Source organism: Natronosalvus rutilus (assembly GCF_024204665.1).
In the GTDB taxonomy this organism is placed as follows: Archaea; Halobacteriota; Halobacteria; order Halobacteriales; family Natrialbaceae; genus Natronosalvus; species Natronosalvus rutilus.
Map to the genome: position 1 here is coordinate 88932 of NZ_CP100357.1, position 15524 is coordinate 104455.

The 15524-nt window shown below is 55.9% G+C and carries 14 protein-coding genes; 5 read left to right on the forward strand and 9 right to left on the reverse strand.

The window, feature by feature from the left end:
- Positions 1-680: 680 nt before the first annotated feature.
- The 3 genes from NGM29_RS20425 to NGM29_RS20435 form a co-directional block, all read right to left on the reverse strand.
- Positions 681-2162, reverse strand: a complete 1482-nt coding sequence (locus tag NGM29_RS20425) for a hypothetical protein (RefSeq protein ID WP_254161296.1) — start codon at positions 2160-2162, stop codon at positions 681-683.
- 70 nt (positions 2163-2232) lie between these two features.
- Positions 2233-4068, reverse strand: a complete 1836-nt coding sequence (locus tag NGM29_RS20430; protein ID WP_254161297.1) for a DUF8186 domain-containing protein — start codon at positions 4066-4068, stop codon at positions 2233-2235.
- Between the two features lie 58 nt (positions 4069-4126).
- Positions 4127-4462 (reverse strand): hypothetical protein, encoded by a 336-nt coding sequence (locus tag NGM29_RS20435; RefSeq protein ID WP_254161299.1) that lies wholly within the window; start codon positions 4460-4462, stop codon positions 4127-4129.
- Between the two features lie 554 nt (positions 4463-5016).
- Between NGM29_RS20435 and NGM29_RS20440 the strand changes: the two genes are divergently transcribed.
- A complete protein-coding gene (locus NGM29_RS20440) occupies positions 5017-5796 on the forward strand; it encodes a sulfite exporter TauE/SafE family protein (protein ID WP_254161301.1) in 780 nt (259 codons plus the stop codon).
- Between the two features lie 253 nt (positions 5797-6049).
- Here NGM29_RS20440 and NGM29_RS20445 read toward each other — a convergent pair whose 3' ends face one another.
- The 4 genes from NGM29_RS20445 to NGM29_RS20460 form a co-directional block, all read right to left on the reverse strand.
- On the reverse strand, positions 6050-6439 hold the full coding sequence (locus NGM29_RS20445; protein WP_254161303.1) for a hypothetical protein: 390 nt from the start codon (positions 6437-6439) through the stop codon (positions 6050-6052).
- A gap of 280 nt (positions 6440-6719) precedes the next feature.
- On the reverse strand, positions 6720-7538 hold the full coding sequence (locus NGM29_RS20450) for a TrmB family transcriptional regulator (RefSeq protein ID WP_254161305.1): 819 nt from the start codon (positions 7536-7538) through the stop codon (positions 6720-6722).
- A 253-nt stretch (positions 7539-7791) separates the two neighbouring features.
- Complete coding sequence (locus NGM29_RS20455) at positions 7792-8142, reverse strand: DUF7344 domain-containing protein (protein WP_254161307.1); 351 nt, start codon at positions 8140-8142, stop codon at positions 7792-7794.
- Positions 8143-8305: 163 nt separating this feature from the next.
- Positions 8306-8827 carry an Lrp/AsnC family transcriptional regulator gene (locus tag NGM29_RS20460; RefSeq protein WP_254161309.1) on the reverse strand — a complete coding sequence of 174 codons (522 nt, stop codon included), beginning with the start codon at positions 8825-8827 and terminating at the stop codon, positions 8306-8308.
- Between the two features lie 744 nt (positions 8828-9571).
- Between NGM29_RS20460 and NGM29_RS20465 the strand changes: the two genes are divergently transcribed.
- Positions 9572-10228: a helix-turn-helix domain-containing protein gene (locus tag NGM29_RS20465; RefSeq protein WP_254161311.1), complete on the forward strand. Its 657-nt coding sequence runs from the start codon at positions 9572-9574 to the stop codon at positions 10226-10228.
- A 471-nt stretch (positions 10229-10699) separates the two neighbouring features.
- Here NGM29_RS20465 and NGM29_RS20475 read toward each other — a convergent pair whose 3' ends face one another.
- A complete protein-coding gene (locus NGM29_RS20475; RefSeq protein ID WP_254161315.1) occupies positions 10700-11875 on the reverse strand; it encodes a M24 family metallopeptidase in 1176 nt (391 codons plus the stop codon).
- Positions 11876-12262: 387 nt separating this feature from the next.
- On the opposite strand from NGM29_RS20475, the gene NGM29_RS20480 reads away from it, so the two are divergent.
- Entirely contained in the window at positions 12263-13198 is a 936-nt protein-coding gene (locus tag NGM29_RS20480) for an alpha/beta hydrolase (protein WP_254161317.1), read from the forward strand.
- Between the two features lie 290 nt (positions 13199-13488).
- Here NGM29_RS20480 and NGM29_RS20485 read toward each other — a convergent pair whose 3' ends face one another.
- Positions 13489-13983, reverse strand: a complete 495-nt coding sequence (locus NGM29_RS20485) for a hypothetical protein (protein ID WP_254161319.1) — start codon at positions 13981-13983, stop codon at positions 13489-13491.
- Between the two features lie 306 nt (positions 13984-14289).
- Between NGM29_RS20485 and NGM29_RS20490 the strand changes: the two genes are divergently transcribed.
- Together NGM29_RS20490 and NGM29_RS20495 are read left to right on the forward strand one after the other, a co-directional pair.
- Positions 14290-14670 carry a PadR family transcriptional regulator gene (locus NGM29_RS20490; RefSeq protein ID WP_254161321.1) on the forward strand — a complete coding sequence of 127 codons (381 nt, stop codon included), beginning with the start codon at positions 14290-14292 and terminating at the stop codon, positions 14668-14670.
- A gap of 65 nt (positions 14671-14735) precedes the next feature.
- Positions 14736-15065, forward strand: a complete 330-nt coding sequence (locus NGM29_RS20495) for a DUF1643 domain-containing protein (protein ID WP_256548202.1) — start codon at positions 14736-14738, stop codon at positions 15063-15065.
- Positions 15066-15524: the final 459 nt, after the last annotated feature.

Here is a 15524-nt window from a genome sequence, read left to right on the forward strand (position 1 = left end):
TCTTCAGCTCATCTTGGCCACCGACGTCACTAAACCCAACGTTTGGGGCGGATTTCCAATCGTACTCGAGATTGGCGAGAACAGGACGAAGTTGGCGCGAATCTTCGTTGTGCTGAGATACTTTGTTCTTAGGATGCCCCATGACTCTGTGATCAGACGAACTCGGTTCATCAGTCTGAGCCGTTACTGATGACAAGGATTTTTCCTCAATATTGTCCGTAGCAGCGCCAAGGCTCGTCGACATCATCAAGGGAATGCACGCAAGCCAGCTGAGACCCATAAGCCACAAACTGTTAAACATAGATGAGACTCGAAGTGGAGCAAGGATTTCTGCAAGTGACGTCCAGCTATTCTCCCAAGCCGGGAGGAACCATACAGCTGTTAATACAGCTGAACCAATGAGAATTCCAAAGACCCAATCAATATCTGCACTTTTGGTGTTCTCGCCATACATAGGGTAGATCGCTCCAGTCAACAGAGCAGCAGTAAACGAAGGGAGCATCCAGATGGCTGGAACACCTAAAAGGGCGGCTAATCCTCTAACTGAGGAGGGAGTATTTGCTACGAGCCAAACGATCCCTAGTGGAGCCAGTACATAGTTTACTGTAAAGAGACTCGTTGAGAGAAGCTCTACAACCACCTTCCTCAGATAATCACCAATCCTCAGTGTCCCAGTCATCTCAATTTGACCGATTCTTGCCGCCGGATTCTTCTGTCCAATCGCTTATCTTTTGTTGGTTGGATCCAGTCTCCGTCGATGTATCGACAGCGGGGTTTTCGCGGTATCTCTCAAGGCCAGCCTCCGCCCAGTCAACGGGTGATTGGTGGAGATTTCGAGTCGCGTAGTCGGCACCGGCTTTGACATCTTGAGCGGCACGCTTTCCGCTTTTCTTCCCTTGAGTTCCTACTTTCTTGCTTGTCTTGACAGTCTCCTCTGAGAAGACCGTTGTAGCTGTGTTTCCAACTGTACTCCTTGCTCGACCTGCTGCAGATCCAGCCTTACTGACAGCATTACTCCCGATTTCACCGGTTTTCCGATCAGCATATCCCAACCCCTTCGACGTCCCATGTCTCGCCTGTTCGATCAGGGCGGTACGAGTCGACTTCTCCCCCGAGCGGTTCGTCGACGAGCCCTGAGAACTCGACTTACTCTTCGCACCCTGTCGACCGGAGATCCGCCGCGGTGACAGCCCGGCCATCGCCGCTGATTTGATGCCAACGAGTGCGGGAGCGACGAGTCCGATCAACCAGAAGAGGTACGCCTCGAGGACTTCCCCGAATCCGGGATCACTCGCTTGCTGACTCTGGGCAGCGGCCGCCCCCTGACCGGCCATGTCTGCGTATGCCCCGGCGGCTGCAGCACCAGTCTGTAGGAGGCCAGCCATCACAATTCCGGCGAGGAGCATGTAGGCCGTCGCTCGAAGGACGGTTTTCGAAATCTCCGACGCGTAGCGAAGCGGCCCGAAGTCCAGGAACAACATCGCTCCGAGCACAGGTAGGAGGATGAACGTCGCATTGAACAAGAACTCCCGCAGGATGAAGACACCAAGCGCGAGGAGGATGCCTGCCACGGACACCATACTCAGGATGAGTCCACCGATGATCGCACCGGAACTCGACGCTGCAGCCCCGTCGAGGCCTGATTGCAAGACCTCCGGGCCGAATGCAGCGCCGTAGTCGGCAGTAAAGATATGGCGAATAAGCGCGTTCGTCAACAGCAGACTGAAGTGCATGATCTGACGGGCCACGGCGACGAAGATGATCACCTTCAACGCTTTCCACACCAGCATGAAGTTCGTCACTTCGATCTGGTCGGCGAACGGTTTCGTTGCGACGCCTGCCATGAACATGATCACGAGGAGCTGCGGGAAGATATCCAGATTGTGCTGGAATGCTGCCTGCATCCCAGGATCTGAGTAGGGACTATCGAAGATGATGAACGTGAGTATCCCGTTGGCGACAAGCTCACCAATGAACCCGAGAATCCCGGTCAGGATGTACGTGAAAAAGTCGGCAATCCAGTCGGAGAATACGGCGGCGGGTGAGACTATGGGTGCCTCAGGCAACAGAATCGCAATGCTGTGCAGACTGGCCGATAGTATCTCGGGACCGATGCTGTCATGAGTGACGTCGGTTGGGACGTGGTATTTCGAGCCAATCATTGTGTGTTCTGAGGTTGTTGTGGGGTTGTTGTGTGCGTGTTAGAGTCACCACTCGATCGTCTCATGGGCTCTATCCTCCCTCCTTTCGCATGTACGCGAACGGTGCGAAGAAGATGACAAACGCGATCACCGAAACCAGCGCACCCGCGAGACTGGTCAAGAGTTGATAGATGTCAAACGGATCCGGCTGGAACGCGACTCGAGCCTGCACTGGCCCGTAGTAGGCGTTTTCGGAGGCCTCAGCCATACCTGAAAACGAGGCGGTAACGTAGAGATCTCGCCGTTCGACGACGATGGCGCCGTCAGCGTTCGTTGTCGCTCGCCCTTGAGCCGCTCCTCGAAGCCAGAGTGTTTGGTTCGTCAGCGGTTGACTAGTGGCCGTGTCCGTCAGCTGAATTTTGGCATGGGTTTCGTTGAGAACCGTGGTGGAGAGGCTCGCGTTCTGCTCGCGAACAGCCTGCGTCGTCAGCGGAATCGAATCATTGTGGATATCGCGGACCTCCGTAATCGGCTGGTCGACGTTCGTAATAACAATCGTCGTATAGCCGCGAGGGGAAACCGAGGTGAGATTGACATGGCCGTCGAGCGGAGCCGCGCTGCCGGACAGATTACTGCCATCCAGGTGCGTGATCTCTGGACCGGATGTGGCGTCCGTCTGTTGGGTCCACTCGAGCGTTGGCTGCCGACGGTTCGCGATGAGCTGGACCTCGAGGACGTTCGGGAACGCGACGGTCTGCTGCCGTGTCTGTGCAGTTTCGAACTGCTCGATAAGCGTCTGGGTGAGACGTGTCTCGTTTCGGGGTGATACTGAGGGGATGGTGTACGATTCTGGGGACAGGTGATAGCCACGTGTCGCGTTCACGTATTGGCGCTGTGAGTAGACGCCCCAGACGTTCTGGATGCGTCCCTCTGCGTCGTCGAACTGCGCATAGCTCCAGAGTCGACGCTCAGAGAGGGATTGTGACCCCTCGAACGTGAGGACGATTCGGTCGATATCCTCCTCAGTGCGAACGATCGTTTGTGTGACGCTGAGGTCCTGATTCGTCGTGACAGTGACACGCTCACTGTCCTGAACTGTGTGCGAGAGTCGAAGCGTTTCATCGGTTGCATTCGATAGCTGCCAGTTGTCGCCGTCACGAACATAGGTACTCGTCGTGACGGCAACTGTCGAGTTAATCCTCGCACGAACCTGCATCATCGTCGGCTCGCTCGCGTTCGCGCCGTCGTACTCGAGTTGTCCTGGTGATTCTGAATCACTGGCCCAGGTCTGTTCCCCAATTCGAACGCTCCGATCGACCTCCTGATCGAGGAGGTCGTAGGAGAGACAGGTCCTGGTGTCGCTGGTGACGGTGCATGTCTGGTTGGGGAGGCGGGTCGAGTAATCGAAGTGAGTCAGGACGGTCCCGTTTCGGGGAATCAGCAGTCGCTCGCTTGTGTTTCCAGCGTGGGATTCCTCACCAGCACCGATTCGGGTATGTGCTCCGTCCGCTGTACCGAGAATCGTGATATGGGCGTCTTTGATGACGGTTTCGTTCGAGCGCTGTGAGTCGGACAGCCAGAGACTCGTCGAGTCGTTGCGCTGGATGGATTCCAACTGGGCAATTCGATACTCGCTGAGTGTCTGTTGGTTCGGCCCAACGCGATAGGGTGGCTGTGTTGTCGTGTAGGTGAAATCGCGCACCTGGCTGAGGTTTGCCAGGGAGGCGTTCTCCTCGCGGACGACGTCGTCGATGGTGGGAAGCACGAACGGTGGAAGCGATCCGGCTTCTGGGTCACGATCATCGGAGAGAAACGCTCGTGTTGCGTTGTCCGGCGCGATACTGGCTGGTGTTGTGACTGCACTCACGACGGGGAGCGTGAGGAGGGCGACAAGCACCAGACCGGTGAGGGGACGACTGGCCGTCATAGATCAGTGTAATGGGGTGGAGCGGCGGCCCACTCTTGGTTCACCTCAAGTGGACTGCTCAGGGGATGACTGGAACGATCATCCCTGGGGCGAGGTTTTCGAAGAGACTGACGAACACGTTGTAGCTCACCGAGAGGACGATCATCCCGGCGCCACCCCACATGCCGCGCCAGCCCCATTGGGCACGATCGGCGCTGCGCCTGGAGACAAACCAGACAGCGGCGCCGACGAGGAAGACGATCACGCCGATTTGACCGAGGGTTGTGGCGACGAACTCCTCAATCTGCGTGAGTGAGTTGTTGATTTCGTTTTGTTGGGCGGCAGCGACGCCTGTACTTGCGGTGAACACGATCAGGACGACCATGGATCGTGCGATACCTTGTCGATAGTGCATGATTCATCCATCTTACCGACGGTACTAATAACCTTAGATTATCTTATTGAAGTATTTCTCTTGGATGCTAGATAGCGATTTCAATACATAGAAATAGTAAGGAGAGTGTATTCAGCCGAGTATTAACGCCGCGAGGAGATTGTTTTCATCACTCTAATTCGCTGGAAAGCCCTGACACAATGACTCTAACAGCTATGCTGAAACCCTTGACCAATGATAAGTGTCTGTGACCGTGCTGAATACACAGCGCGAATGTGCCACGAGGCGAGAGACGATCAGTAGGGGGTGGCGATCGATCAGTACAGAGCGTAAACTTCGCACCTATGCGTATCCGGCTGTTCTATCCCAGTCACCCCCGTCATAGAGGTTACTCTCTGACAGTAGCAACTGATACCGTGAACTCAATTTTATGGGGAAGCATCAACCTCACCGCCAGTGAAGATCGACGATGGCACGCCACTTTCGATGCCTACCTCGCAAACGAGGCACTTCTGTGTATCCCTGTTACTACATTCGCAGAGACTATATCGCATCTAAGAGACGAATTGGATAGAATGTTCGATTTTTCATTTGGGTTCCCGCTCATCATATTGCTTGTGGGGATCGCGTTTCTCTCTGGTATTGGTGGTACTACAGTTGGCCCAGGAGGCATTTTTCTGACAATTTCGTTATATTCACTGACACCAATTTCGTCGGGCACGGTTGCAGGAACGGCACACGCCGCCTTCATTGCGACTGGTCTCGTCGGGAGTGCTGCGTACGTTCACTCTGGAGAGATGAAAACCGGCGATGCACGCGCGATGGCGCTTATACTCAGTCTCTCAAGTATCATTGGGGCCCTCATCGGCGCGTACGTGAACTCTTTCGTCCCGAGAACGATCTTCGGACTCCTGCTCGGTGTCGTTGCGATGGCGACTGGTATCACTATCGTTTATCGTGAACGGCGCGGTCTCAGTCCACTGTACCAGCTGGATGCGGCAAGACGAGAGGGGCAGGTCGTCCTCGGCGTCTTGGGATTCGCTCTCGGAATCACCAGCGGATTATTAGGTGTCGGGGGTCCTGTGATCGCAGTTCCGGCGCTGATCCTGATTGGCGTCCCGATGTTGCTGGCTCTCGCGGTCGCTCAGGTGCAATCGATCTTCATTGCAACGTTCGCAACCACCGGATACCTCTTCCAAGGCAACGTGTCGCTGCCACTCGCAGTATTAGTTGGGCTACCTTTGCTCGCAGGCGCCGTTGTCGGATGGAAGGTGGCTCACCTGGTTAACCCTGCTAAATTAAAAGTGGCATTGGGTATTGTTCTCATCGTCGTCGGGCCCTATCTCGCACTGTAATTAACATCTGCTCAATACGCAGCCGAATGTATCGGTTGGTTCCGACCTGAGATTGTGAAACAAACGAATTTGCTGTGCTGCATCTATCCTCTGTATGTAGCAGCCCCGAACTGACAGTGTCACGATAGTCTGTTGAACTGGTGCTGCATACACAGCGCGAATGTTGCACGGGCTGAGGAAGGATCAACGCGGAAGGTCAAACGCTCAGTATAGGTAAAGGACTTACCGCATCGGTATGCTCAGTACAGAGTGTTTATCGGTTCATCTGTTCCAGAAACTCGTTAACGGGTTCTTTTTCCAATGCTTTGACGGTTTCGAGAGCAGATGTTAGATCGTCGCAAAGCGGAGTCGGTGTTATTGCTTTGGTCTCCTGATCGTAGTCGACCAGATGGAAATCAACCAGTCGTGGGACAACACTGTGATGAAGCATCAGTTTGTCACTACTACTGTCAAAATAGTCATTGATCTCTTCCAGATGAACAGTCCCTCCCCTTTCCGTTAGGAGATACAGTACGTAACGAGTCTGTTCGTTGGCAAGGTGCTGGAAGAAATCATCGAGATCTATCGGAAGATCAGTTGAGGACATGGAACCCGAGACTATGGCGTCGACAGTACCAGCGTTCGACTTGTTATCAGTTCCCATAACAAAAGACAGGCGACGTAGAACTGGTAAACGCTTTTCCAAGCAGGTTTGGCTGTGAGGATACGGGTGAATCAGAGGAGATATTTAGAAGAGATTCTCGGTCAGTACAGGTTGTAGACTAAACAAGGGCCAAATGGCAATCACAAAATCACACAATCATAACTGTAGTGACCGTCAGGTTCAGCCGATAGAGAGCGAACGAAACGTGGGCGTTGTGATCAGCACAGAGTCTGTAGTCATCACTCTGTTCGCACAGTTTGACCCGGGAACCGCTGACTGGCTACCTCACCGGGTTCGCCACGGGGAGCAGACCCGAGGAGATTATCCGGCGAAGGAGGACGACGATACCGTTCTCCAGGCCGTTGGCGAAGACCGCCTGTTCGTATGAGTCGTCGGGGTCGGCGTCCGGGTAGAAGGAACTGACCAGCAACGTTGTGCGGTCAACCAACAGCAGGCGGCTGATGGCAACCTCGTCGTCGCTCGCGGGCCCCAGGAGCCAGTCCAGTTCGGTTTCGAACACCTTCACGGATGGCAGCTCGGTCCCGAGCTTGGCGATGATCGCGTCCGTCTCACCACCGATGATCACGTCGACGCCGCGGTCTACTGCGTCGTGGAGCCGGTCGTACAACGCCTCCGTCAGAAGTTCCTCCTCGACGACCAGCAGGACAATCTCCGATTCGGCGTCCGCCAGCAGATTGTGTGTCCGGGCCTCGATGCCATCATGGCCGGACAGCGACCATACCTCCTGCATTCGGTCGCTGTCGTCATTCTCCGGCTGAAGATCGAGCGCTTCGAGGTGTGACTGAAGGGTGTCGATCCGCGCGTCGTACTGCTGACGCAAGATCGCGGTTGCCTCCTCGATGCTGACCGCGCGAAACTGCTGGGGGTTCGAGTGCTGCACTTCGACCAGCCCCTTTGACTCCAGCACTCGGACAGCGTCGTACACCCGGGTCCGAGGTACCTCTGAGATCGCGCTGATTTCCTTGGCGGTCCCCGTCGAGAGTTGGGTCAATGCCAGGAAACTCCGCGCCTCGTACTCCTTCAGCCCAAGGTCCTGTAACAGATTCACCGTCCCGGTTTTATGTTGCTGAGCTGTCATTAGGTGGTCCTGTCATGTCCGACTGGTTGAGAGGGCTAATTCACGCTCGGTCGGGATTTGGGTGACTGACTCTCCACACTTCGAGCAGGCATCCATCTCCTCGCTGATGTACGTCGTCTCACAGGCAGGGCACGAATACAGAGCCGACGTGACTTTATTCTCGGAATCGTGACGAGAGGCCGGTGACTCGGCCTGTGTGCGCCCACCGAGCCGGGAGAGCAACGTGCGGAGACGCCGGCTCATTGGGTTATGGCTACACCGCGGCCAGTTCGTTTTCGTGATCTGCCACCAACTGAAGTAACGGCGCGTTCTCGTCGAAGTTGGGTCCTCGCCGAATCGTGTGGGTGTCCGCATCCCACTCGATATAGCCTGCCTCGGTGAGTTTGGGTAGGTGTACATGATATAGGGCCGTGCGTATCTCGGAGAGGGTGGCGTCGTCGACGGTGTCCGGGTCACTGTCGGTGTGCCAAGCAGCAACCCGAGTGGCGAGGCGATCGAAGGAGACTGAAGTCTCCTGCTCGTCGAGGTAGTACAGGACGCATCGACGAACGGAATCTGCCAATATACTGAACGTATTGGTTACCGCCTCGGTTGATTCGTCCATACCGTGGCAAGGATGTGCTAACGGATAAGGTCTGTTACCCAGATAATTGTTACATTTGGAAAATCCAACCTAAGCCGATTGTCGGTGGAGATATTGAAACTCGAGTATGGATCGAGGGCCTATAGAAGCAGGATATATTTGAAAATTTCAAGCGGTTCCCCAACTATCCTTGATCGGTGACTGACCCGTCGTCGGTGTCGTCGTCCTGATCCGCGTCGGGGCCCGTCCGTGGATAGAAGTGATCCCATGACTGGACCTGCGTCTCGGAGATAATCTCGGAGCTGTTGATCGTCATGCCCAAGCCCGCCAGTTCGTTGCGGATCTCTTCGATCTCCCTAACCGTGCCGGCGACGACCTCGACGTGGACATTCCGTTCGCCCCCAAGCAAATCGCGGGTGGTCACCACACCGCGAACGTCGAGGATCTGTTCGGCCAGCGATTCCAGGTCATTCGGATCGACCGTGCAAACGAACATGACGTGGAGGGGGTAGCCCGCTTCCTCGTAGTTGATCTCGGGGTGGTAGCCTCGGATCACGCCCGTACCTTCGAGTTTGTCGAGGCGGTTCCGGACCGTCGTTGAGGTCACATCCACCTTCTCGGCGATCTCCGTATCGGTCTGGCGGGCGTTAAGCTGGAGTTGGTGCAGGATGCTCCGGTCCACGTCGTCGAGTGGATTGTCGTCCATACGGTGTCCTTGGACGGCGCGACTGAAAGTCCGCACGGGCCCTTCATTAGTAGATTGAAGCAGTCTGTCCGCTAACTCCGCAGGTCTATTGACCGGCTGATTCAGCAGAGGATGTCCACAACAGACAAAGCCAGCTTGCTGTATCCACTCTCTGTATGCAGCAGCCTCAAGCTGCCAGAAAAACGATAGTCTGCTGAGTTGGTGCTGCATACACAGCGCGAATGTTGCACGGGCTGAGGAAGGATCAACGCGGAAAGCCGAACGCTCAGTATAGATAATAGACGTTACGCCAGTTCAGAAGAATAGAGAGTCTGTCTTGTAACCCAGATAATCACACCAAGGATAAGTCACTGTAGCCTGTAGTGAAACCATGAACTATTCTGTAGAACCTGAGTATCCGTTTCTATCCCCTCAAGCAACTATCGAATGTACCGACTGTCAAAGTGAGGATGGAAAAGTGACTAAAGTAACATATGAGAGTGGGAAGATCGATTGGGCATTCGTTTGCGAGGACTGTATCAGAGAGTACGTTATGAATTCGAATATTGCTGAAATCGACCGTGTACGGCTATTGTGAGATTTGTCTGTAAGCGTTCGTATGTAGCGATTGGTCTCTTTCTGAAACGGCGAAATAAATGGGCTGGCCGTACTGTATACACCCTCTGTGCGGATTGACGGAGTCCTTCGTCCCCTCCACATTGTTCCATGGAAGAGTTTTACAATCAGTACGACATCGTTCGAGTCATGGCGACTGAGGCGACCTTCACCGTTCCATCCGATCAGTTCCCCCTCGGCACCGTCTTCACCCAACTTCCGGACGTGACGGTCGAACTGGAGCGACTGATCCCGTCACAGGACGTGGTGATCCCCTACTTCTGGGTCCGAGGAACGGAAGTTGACGACATCGAGGCGGCGTTTGCTGCCCACCCGGGTGTGAGGGATATCCAACTCGTCGATTCCGTCGAGGACGAGTATCTCCTGCGCGTCGAGTGGTCGCTCGAGTACGACGACGTGCTGAGCGTACTAACCGAGACCGGCGTTCCGCTCATCAAAGCAACCGGCACGAGCCGTCGGTGGACGTTCGACATTCGCGGGGACACGCGAAGCGATCTTGCAACCTTTCAATCTCGCTGCCGAGAGTTAGAGATCCCGGTCACACTGACGGAACTGCACGCCCTGACGCCGGTTGAGACCGGAACCGAGGCAGCACTCACTGACAAGCAACAAGACACACTGGTGTTCGCCCACGAGCGTGGGTACTTCGAATCCCCGCGCGAGGTGACGATGGAAGAACTCGGCGACGAACTCGGCATTTCCCAGCAGGCCATCGCGTCTCGACTCCGCCGGGGGATCAAACACACCCTCGGAAGTACCCTCCCCGAAACAGTGGAGTCGAAATGAGAAGGTGCTTAAAAACCCATTGGATACCCAAAAATAGCGCTGACGGAAGTACCCGTTGAAGGGATACTCATGCCCAATGGAGAGAGCACACGGACAATTGCCACATGTGTCGATTGCGGAGTTGCCTATGCAGCGGAGCAATGGCCTGACGGCACGGCACAACCGATTGGGGCGAGAAACGGGTGTCAATGCGGATCAACCGAGTTTCAGGCCGTCAAAAAGACGAGTACTACGGGTTTCCGTGACGACTGAGTTGACAAACGAGTGGGCTACTGAGCAGACCGAGGAAATACGCCACACTATCGTGGTGAACTTATTCTCTGTATTCAGCAGCCCCGAACTGCCAGAAAAACGATAGTCTGCTGAGCTGGTGCTGCATACACAGCGCGAATGTCGCACGAAGTGAGAGCCAATCTGGATGGGGGTGATCGATCAGTACAGAGGAAGGGTGGAACAGAGCATGTAGAAGCGCTACATAACGCCGAGTTCTCGGGAATAGTCAGTCAAGTTCTCATAGCCTGTCTCGGTCACCACGACGAGGTCTTCGAGGCGGACTCCGCCGATTCCCTGTTCGTACAACCCAGGTTCGACCGTGACGACGTGACCGGGCCGTAGCTCCCCGCCACCCCAGCTGAGCTTCGGCTTTTCGTGGACGTCAAGCCCGACGCCGTGGCCGGTGGCGCTCGTGAAGCCGTCCTCGGTGGCCTCGTCGGTCCGGAGCGTCGGGTACCCCTCGCGCTCGAACACGTCGCAGACCGCCTCGTTCACTGCCTCGCCGGTCACGCCAGGCTGGATGGTTTCGAGCGCCGTCTCATATGCCTCCCGGGTTACCTCGTACCACTCCCTGACTTTTGCATCGGGTTCTCCCTTCACGAACGTCCGGGTAACGTCCCCAAAGTACTGTGACTCCTTGTTACGCGGGAAAATATCGACGATGACCGGGTCACCTGCCGATATCGGACCCGTCCCGACCGCGTGCGCCGTGGCCCCCTCTGCCCCAGAGGCGACGATGCACTCGTCCAGCGCACAGCCCTCCTCCAGCAGTGTAACTTCGATAGCCCGGCGGACCCGCTCGCTGGTGAGCACCTCCCCGTCCAAGTGCAGGACCCCCGACTCGACCGCCGCGCGTTCAAGCATCCTCTCGGCGACCGCCATTGCGCTCTCGTTCGCCCGCTGGGTCTCCCTTATGTGTTCGATTTCCACCTCGGTTTTCAGTGCGCGGATGTCGCCGACCGTATCGTCGTAATCGGTGACGACGTTAACGCCGTGGGCGCGCAGGACGTCGGCGGCGCCGTTCGGGAAGGAGGCCGGTACCGACACCGAGTCAATGTCGTTCTCGGCGAGAAACTCTGTCGTCACGATGGGGCCGGCTCTCGCCGGCCCGTGTTCGAGGACCTTGCTCCCGTAGTCGAACTCTGAGAACCGTCGCACGCTGTCGCCGTCGCCTTCGGTGTTCGCCCGCGCGTACGCCATGTCAGGGACGAGCAGGCGTACCTCCCCGTTGACGTACAGGGTGACGAAGTTCCCCATCGCGCGGAAGCCGGAGAGGTAGTACTGGTTGCTGTCCTCGCCGTCGGCGTTAATCAGATACCCGTCGGTTCCTGCCTCGTTGAGATATGTCGTTAGCTGTGGATAAGCGGGAGCCATGGAGCGAAATTGATGGAATCAAGGAATAAACCTAGTTGAATATAGTTATCAAGTGACACCTTGTACGGTGCTAACCACCAGTTTCCGAGGGTAAGACTACGGGCGATGTATGAACGTCTGAATAGTACATTCGCAGCGTCTGTATCGGTTGATTCCAACCAGGGATTGTGAAACAAATGAATTTGCTGTGCTGCATACATCCTCTGTATCTCGCACGACGGTCATCGCAATTCAAGCGGACCCTCTGCTTCGGGAACGTAGACATCTCGTCGAATCGCGGGAAAAGTTAACATCCCTCGTGATGTATGGGGCTCCAACATTCGTCGGTATCAAGCGGGAGGTGCGGTGGCTGTACCGACGAATTTACAGCAATAGGGAGGACTAACTATGGCAAATCCAACACAGCAGGATGTAAGCCAAGTCGTCTCGGAGGAGTTACGCTTCCGGTCAGACGACGAGGAGTGTGCCGCCACGCTGTATCGTCCTGACGGCATCGAGGACGTCACCCCCTGTGTTGTGATGGGTAACGGCTTCAGTCTGACCCGCCGCGACGGGTTGCCCCGCTTCGCCGAACGCTTCGTGGACGCGGGAATCGCGACACTGACGTTCGACTTCCGTCACCTCGGGGACAGCGACGGTGAGCCCCGCCAACTGGTCGACTACCAGCGCCAGCGCACCGATCTCGCCGCCGCGGTAGACTTCGCACGAACGCTCGAGGGAATCGGCGCCGACCGGATCGCGGTGTGGGGATTCTCGTTCGCCGGCGGGCATGTCGTCCACGTCGCGGCGCACGACGACTGGCTGGCGGCGGCTGTCTCGATGTTCCCGATTCTCGATGGCCTAGCGCTGGCGCGGGAGTACGGCCTACGCAACAACGCGCGGTACATGGCCGCTGCGGTCCGCGCCAGTGTAGGCCGACGGCCAATCCAGATGGCCGTGACGGGACCGCCCGGGGCACCGGCGATGCTGACGCAGCCGGAGGCGGAGCCCGGATTCGACGCCGTGTGTGCCGAGGACTCGCGCTGGCGCAACGAATTCCTCGCCAAGCCGAGCCAACCCATCGTGGAGATTCGCCCGATACGCGAGGCATCCAACGTCCGCTGCCCGCTGTTACTCTGTCTTGGGACCGAGGACACGATAGCGCCAGTCGGGCCGATTGAGCGAGCCGCCGACCGTGCACCGCAGAGCGACTTGCGTCGCTACCCTATCGGACACTTCGACGGGTTCCACGATGCGTTCGAAGAAGTGGTCAGCGACCAGATTGATTTCCTCGACCGCCACCTTGTACCGTCCCCTCGGCCTGATCGATCGCGTATACAGTAACACTTCGGCAAGAACGACCGAGCGTGCTCCGTATCGATGATTGACGTGGTGACCGCGATAGATTCGCGAAGATACTGAGCCTGGTTCACTGCCATCAACAAGAACCGAACGAAACTGGCGTGTTGAACCCATTCTCTGTATGCAGCAGCCCCGAACTGACAGTGTCACGATAGCCTGCTAGGCTGGTGCTGCATACACAGCGCGAACCTTACACAGTTGAACGGTTTGTACACGGTGATAGCGGGGTACGCTATGTAACAGCCTTTGGGGGGTACCACCAGTCTCGCTTTCTACGCTCCAGTTCTCGTGTAGGTTACGTCGAAATCTACCTCCCAGTCAACCCCGTCATCCGAGTATTCCCACGTACCCTCGATCACGTTGGCGTCGTCGTCGAAGTTGCTCGTGAAGCGTTGTGAGAACTCAGGTGCATCCCTCCACAGTCTCCAGACCTCATCGCTCAAACTCATCTTGTACATCCGGAAGACGTCGCGTGAATCGGCGTAGAGCATCCGAAACTGCTCGCTCGTATTGTCCAAACCGATGACCGAGACGGTAGAGCGCGGCGCGTTCTCGACCCACTCAGGAGGCAATGTCGAAAGATCGCTTACCTCCGAACGTTGTACGAGGAAAGCTCCGTCTTCTAGCCATTCGAATGTCACGTGTCCGCCCCTGTACGTTTGCCCATCCAGAGACACCTCAAGTTCCCATTCTCCGATGAGCCGGTTGAGTCGTTCGAGGTCCGGATTTCGACTCGGCGTTCGACCGTTCGCTTCTTCGTTCGACATGGTACTCGTAGTTCGCGAGCGATTTACCTAACTATTGTCCGCGATGGACGATTAGGGAAATTGATCTCACCAGTAGGGTATTCCGCAGTATTGCACTCATCTTCTGTATCCAGCGGGTACCTCCTATCAATGTCCACGGGCTTCAACAGAGCCACTCTAACCACAAAGCAGAGACAACGAAAGTATATCGTGAAACGAAGAATCTCAGCAAATCGCTTTGCTTTATCTATGCGAGACATGATAACTATCGAGTCCAATCTGGATTGAAGCATAGAATTTTAAGCATTGGTACTAGGATGGAAGCATATGGCTGATTCAAATCCAACAGACGAGGAGGGGGCAAGCGGCCGAAATCCTCCATCGACAGGGCCAATTGAATTTTCGACGTATAATATTCCGACAGACCTCACCGCCTTCCAGACCCATCTCCTCTGTCTCATCCATCGATTCGGCCCCGTCGAAGGAGTAACCCTCCAGAACGCACTCGAAGACCTCTATCCGGAAGACATCAATCATGGACGGTTGTACCCGAGCCTCGACCGGATGGTCGACTCTGGACTGATCACCAAGCAGACGAAGGAAAAAGACAAGCGCCGGAAGGAGTACGCTCTCACTGGCCGAGGCGAATGGGTTGCAGAGGAGTATCACCAGTTCGTACGGGAGATGATTGCTCCTCCTGCAGAATAAGCAACCTATATCCAATTTGTATGGAGACGCGATAGTCGAGGCATTATTTTCGAGCGCTATTCTTCATGCATAAGATCGGGAGTTTCTGGTCGCCAGCCGTGATGAACCTGTTCGCACTTCGGAGCCCCAACCCCGACGCCCTTCGTGAGACCGCCGATCCCGTGGGCCCGAAGAACGATGATCACCTTCAGGCCGTCTGTGAGGAAGCCGAAATGGTCGTCATCGCCCGGGGTGCAAATGGCTCTCTCCAGGGGCGGGCCAGCGAGGTCGCCGGGCTCCTCGCGGGCGATTTCCACGCGCTCGATACGACGAAAGCCGACCATCCAGTGCATCCGTTGTACCAGCCGGCCGATGCTGATCTGATCCCGTGGAGTGCGGACGATCTCGAATCGTGAACCGCCCCAGTATCCACGCTGGTACTCGACTGCAAGTTCTCAATGGCGACCTCGACGCGTCGGCTCGAGCGCCGATCGTCGGCCACGGTTGGCCTTATGAAACAAGAACTGGCGGCGCGAAGGTCGAACTCAATTCGATCCAGTTTGCGTAGGATGGTGACCGGTCAGTACAGATGATCTCGTTATTGGATCAGGAATTTAGAATCGACACAAACGGTATTTGTGAGGTCGTGGTTACAATTACATGGATGAGTGATATGCGAATTGGTGAAGAGATAGTCGCTATGTGTGCTAACTGTGAAGCCGTCTATCCAGCTATCCGGTTCCCCGAGGGGGAAATAAAACGCGTCGGGAGTTATCCTCACTGTCGATGCGGAAGCCAATCGTTTGTCGAACTCGAGAACAGACAGTAAGCAGTATTGTGATGGAATTATTTTGAAAGCGGGAGGCTCACCAGAG

What these genes read in the sequence shown, in the direction of transcription:
- NGM29_RS20435 (WP_254161299.1), bottom strand. Translation starts at nt 4,462, where the DNA reads ATGCACTATCGACAAGGTATCGCACGATCCATGGTCGTCCTGATCGTG.
- NGM29_RS20440 (WP_254161301.1), top strand. Translation starts at nt 5,017, where the DNA reads ATGTTCGATTTTTCATTTGGGTTCCCGCTCATCATATTGCTTGTGGGG.
- NGM29_RS20465 (WP_254161311.1), top strand. Translation starts at nt 9,572, where the DNA reads ATGGCGACTGAGGCGACCTTCACCGTTCCATCCGATCAGTTCCCCCTC.
- NGM29_RS20475 (WP_254161315.1), bottom strand. Translation starts at nt 11,875, where the DNA reads ATGGCTCCCGCTTATCCACAGCTAACGACATATCTCAACGAGGCAGGA.
- NGM29_RS20485 (WP_254161319.1), bottom strand. Translation starts at nt 13,983, where the DNA reads ATGTCGAACGAAGAAGCGAACGGTCGAACGCCGAGTCGAAATCCGGAC.
- NGM29_RS20495 (WP_256548202.1), top strand. Translation starts at nt 14,736, where the DNA reads ATGCATAAGATCGGGAGTTTCTGGTCGCCAGCCGTGATGAACCTGTTC.
- NGM29_RS20480 (WP_254161317.1), top strand. Translation starts at nt 12,263, where the DNA reads ATGGCAAATCCAACACAGCAGGATGTAAGCCAAGTCGTCTCGGAGGAG.
- NGM29_RS20445 (WP_254161303.1), bottom strand. Translation starts at nt 6,439, where the DNA reads ATGGGAACTGATAACAAGTCGAACGCTGGTACTGTCGACGCCATAGTC.
- NGM29_RS20490 (WP_254161321.1), top strand. Translation starts at nt 14,290, where the DNA reads ATGGCTGATTCAAATCCAACAGACGAGGAGGGGGCAAGCGGCCGAAAT.
- NGM29_RS20460 (WP_254161309.1), bottom strand. Translation starts at nt 8,827, where the DNA reads ATGGACGACAATCCACTCGACGACGTGGACCGGAGCATCCTGCACCAA.
- NGM29_RS20425 (WP_254161296.1), bottom strand. Translation starts at nt 2,162, where the DNA reads ATGATTGGCTCGAAATACCACGTCCCAACCGACGTCACTCATGACAGC.
- NGM29_RS20450 (WP_254161305.1), bottom strand. Translation starts at nt 7,538, where the DNA reads ATGACAGCTCAGCAACATAAAACCGGGACGGTGAATCTGTTACAGGAC.
- NGM29_RS20455 (WP_254161307.1), bottom strand. Translation starts at nt 8,142, where the DNA reads ATGGACGAATCAACCGAGGCGGTAACCAATACGTTCAGTATATTGGCA.
- NGM29_RS20430 (WP_254161297.1), bottom strand. Translation starts at nt 4,068, where the DNA reads ATGACGGCCAGTCGTCCCCTCACCGGTCTGGTGCTTGTCGCCCTCCTC.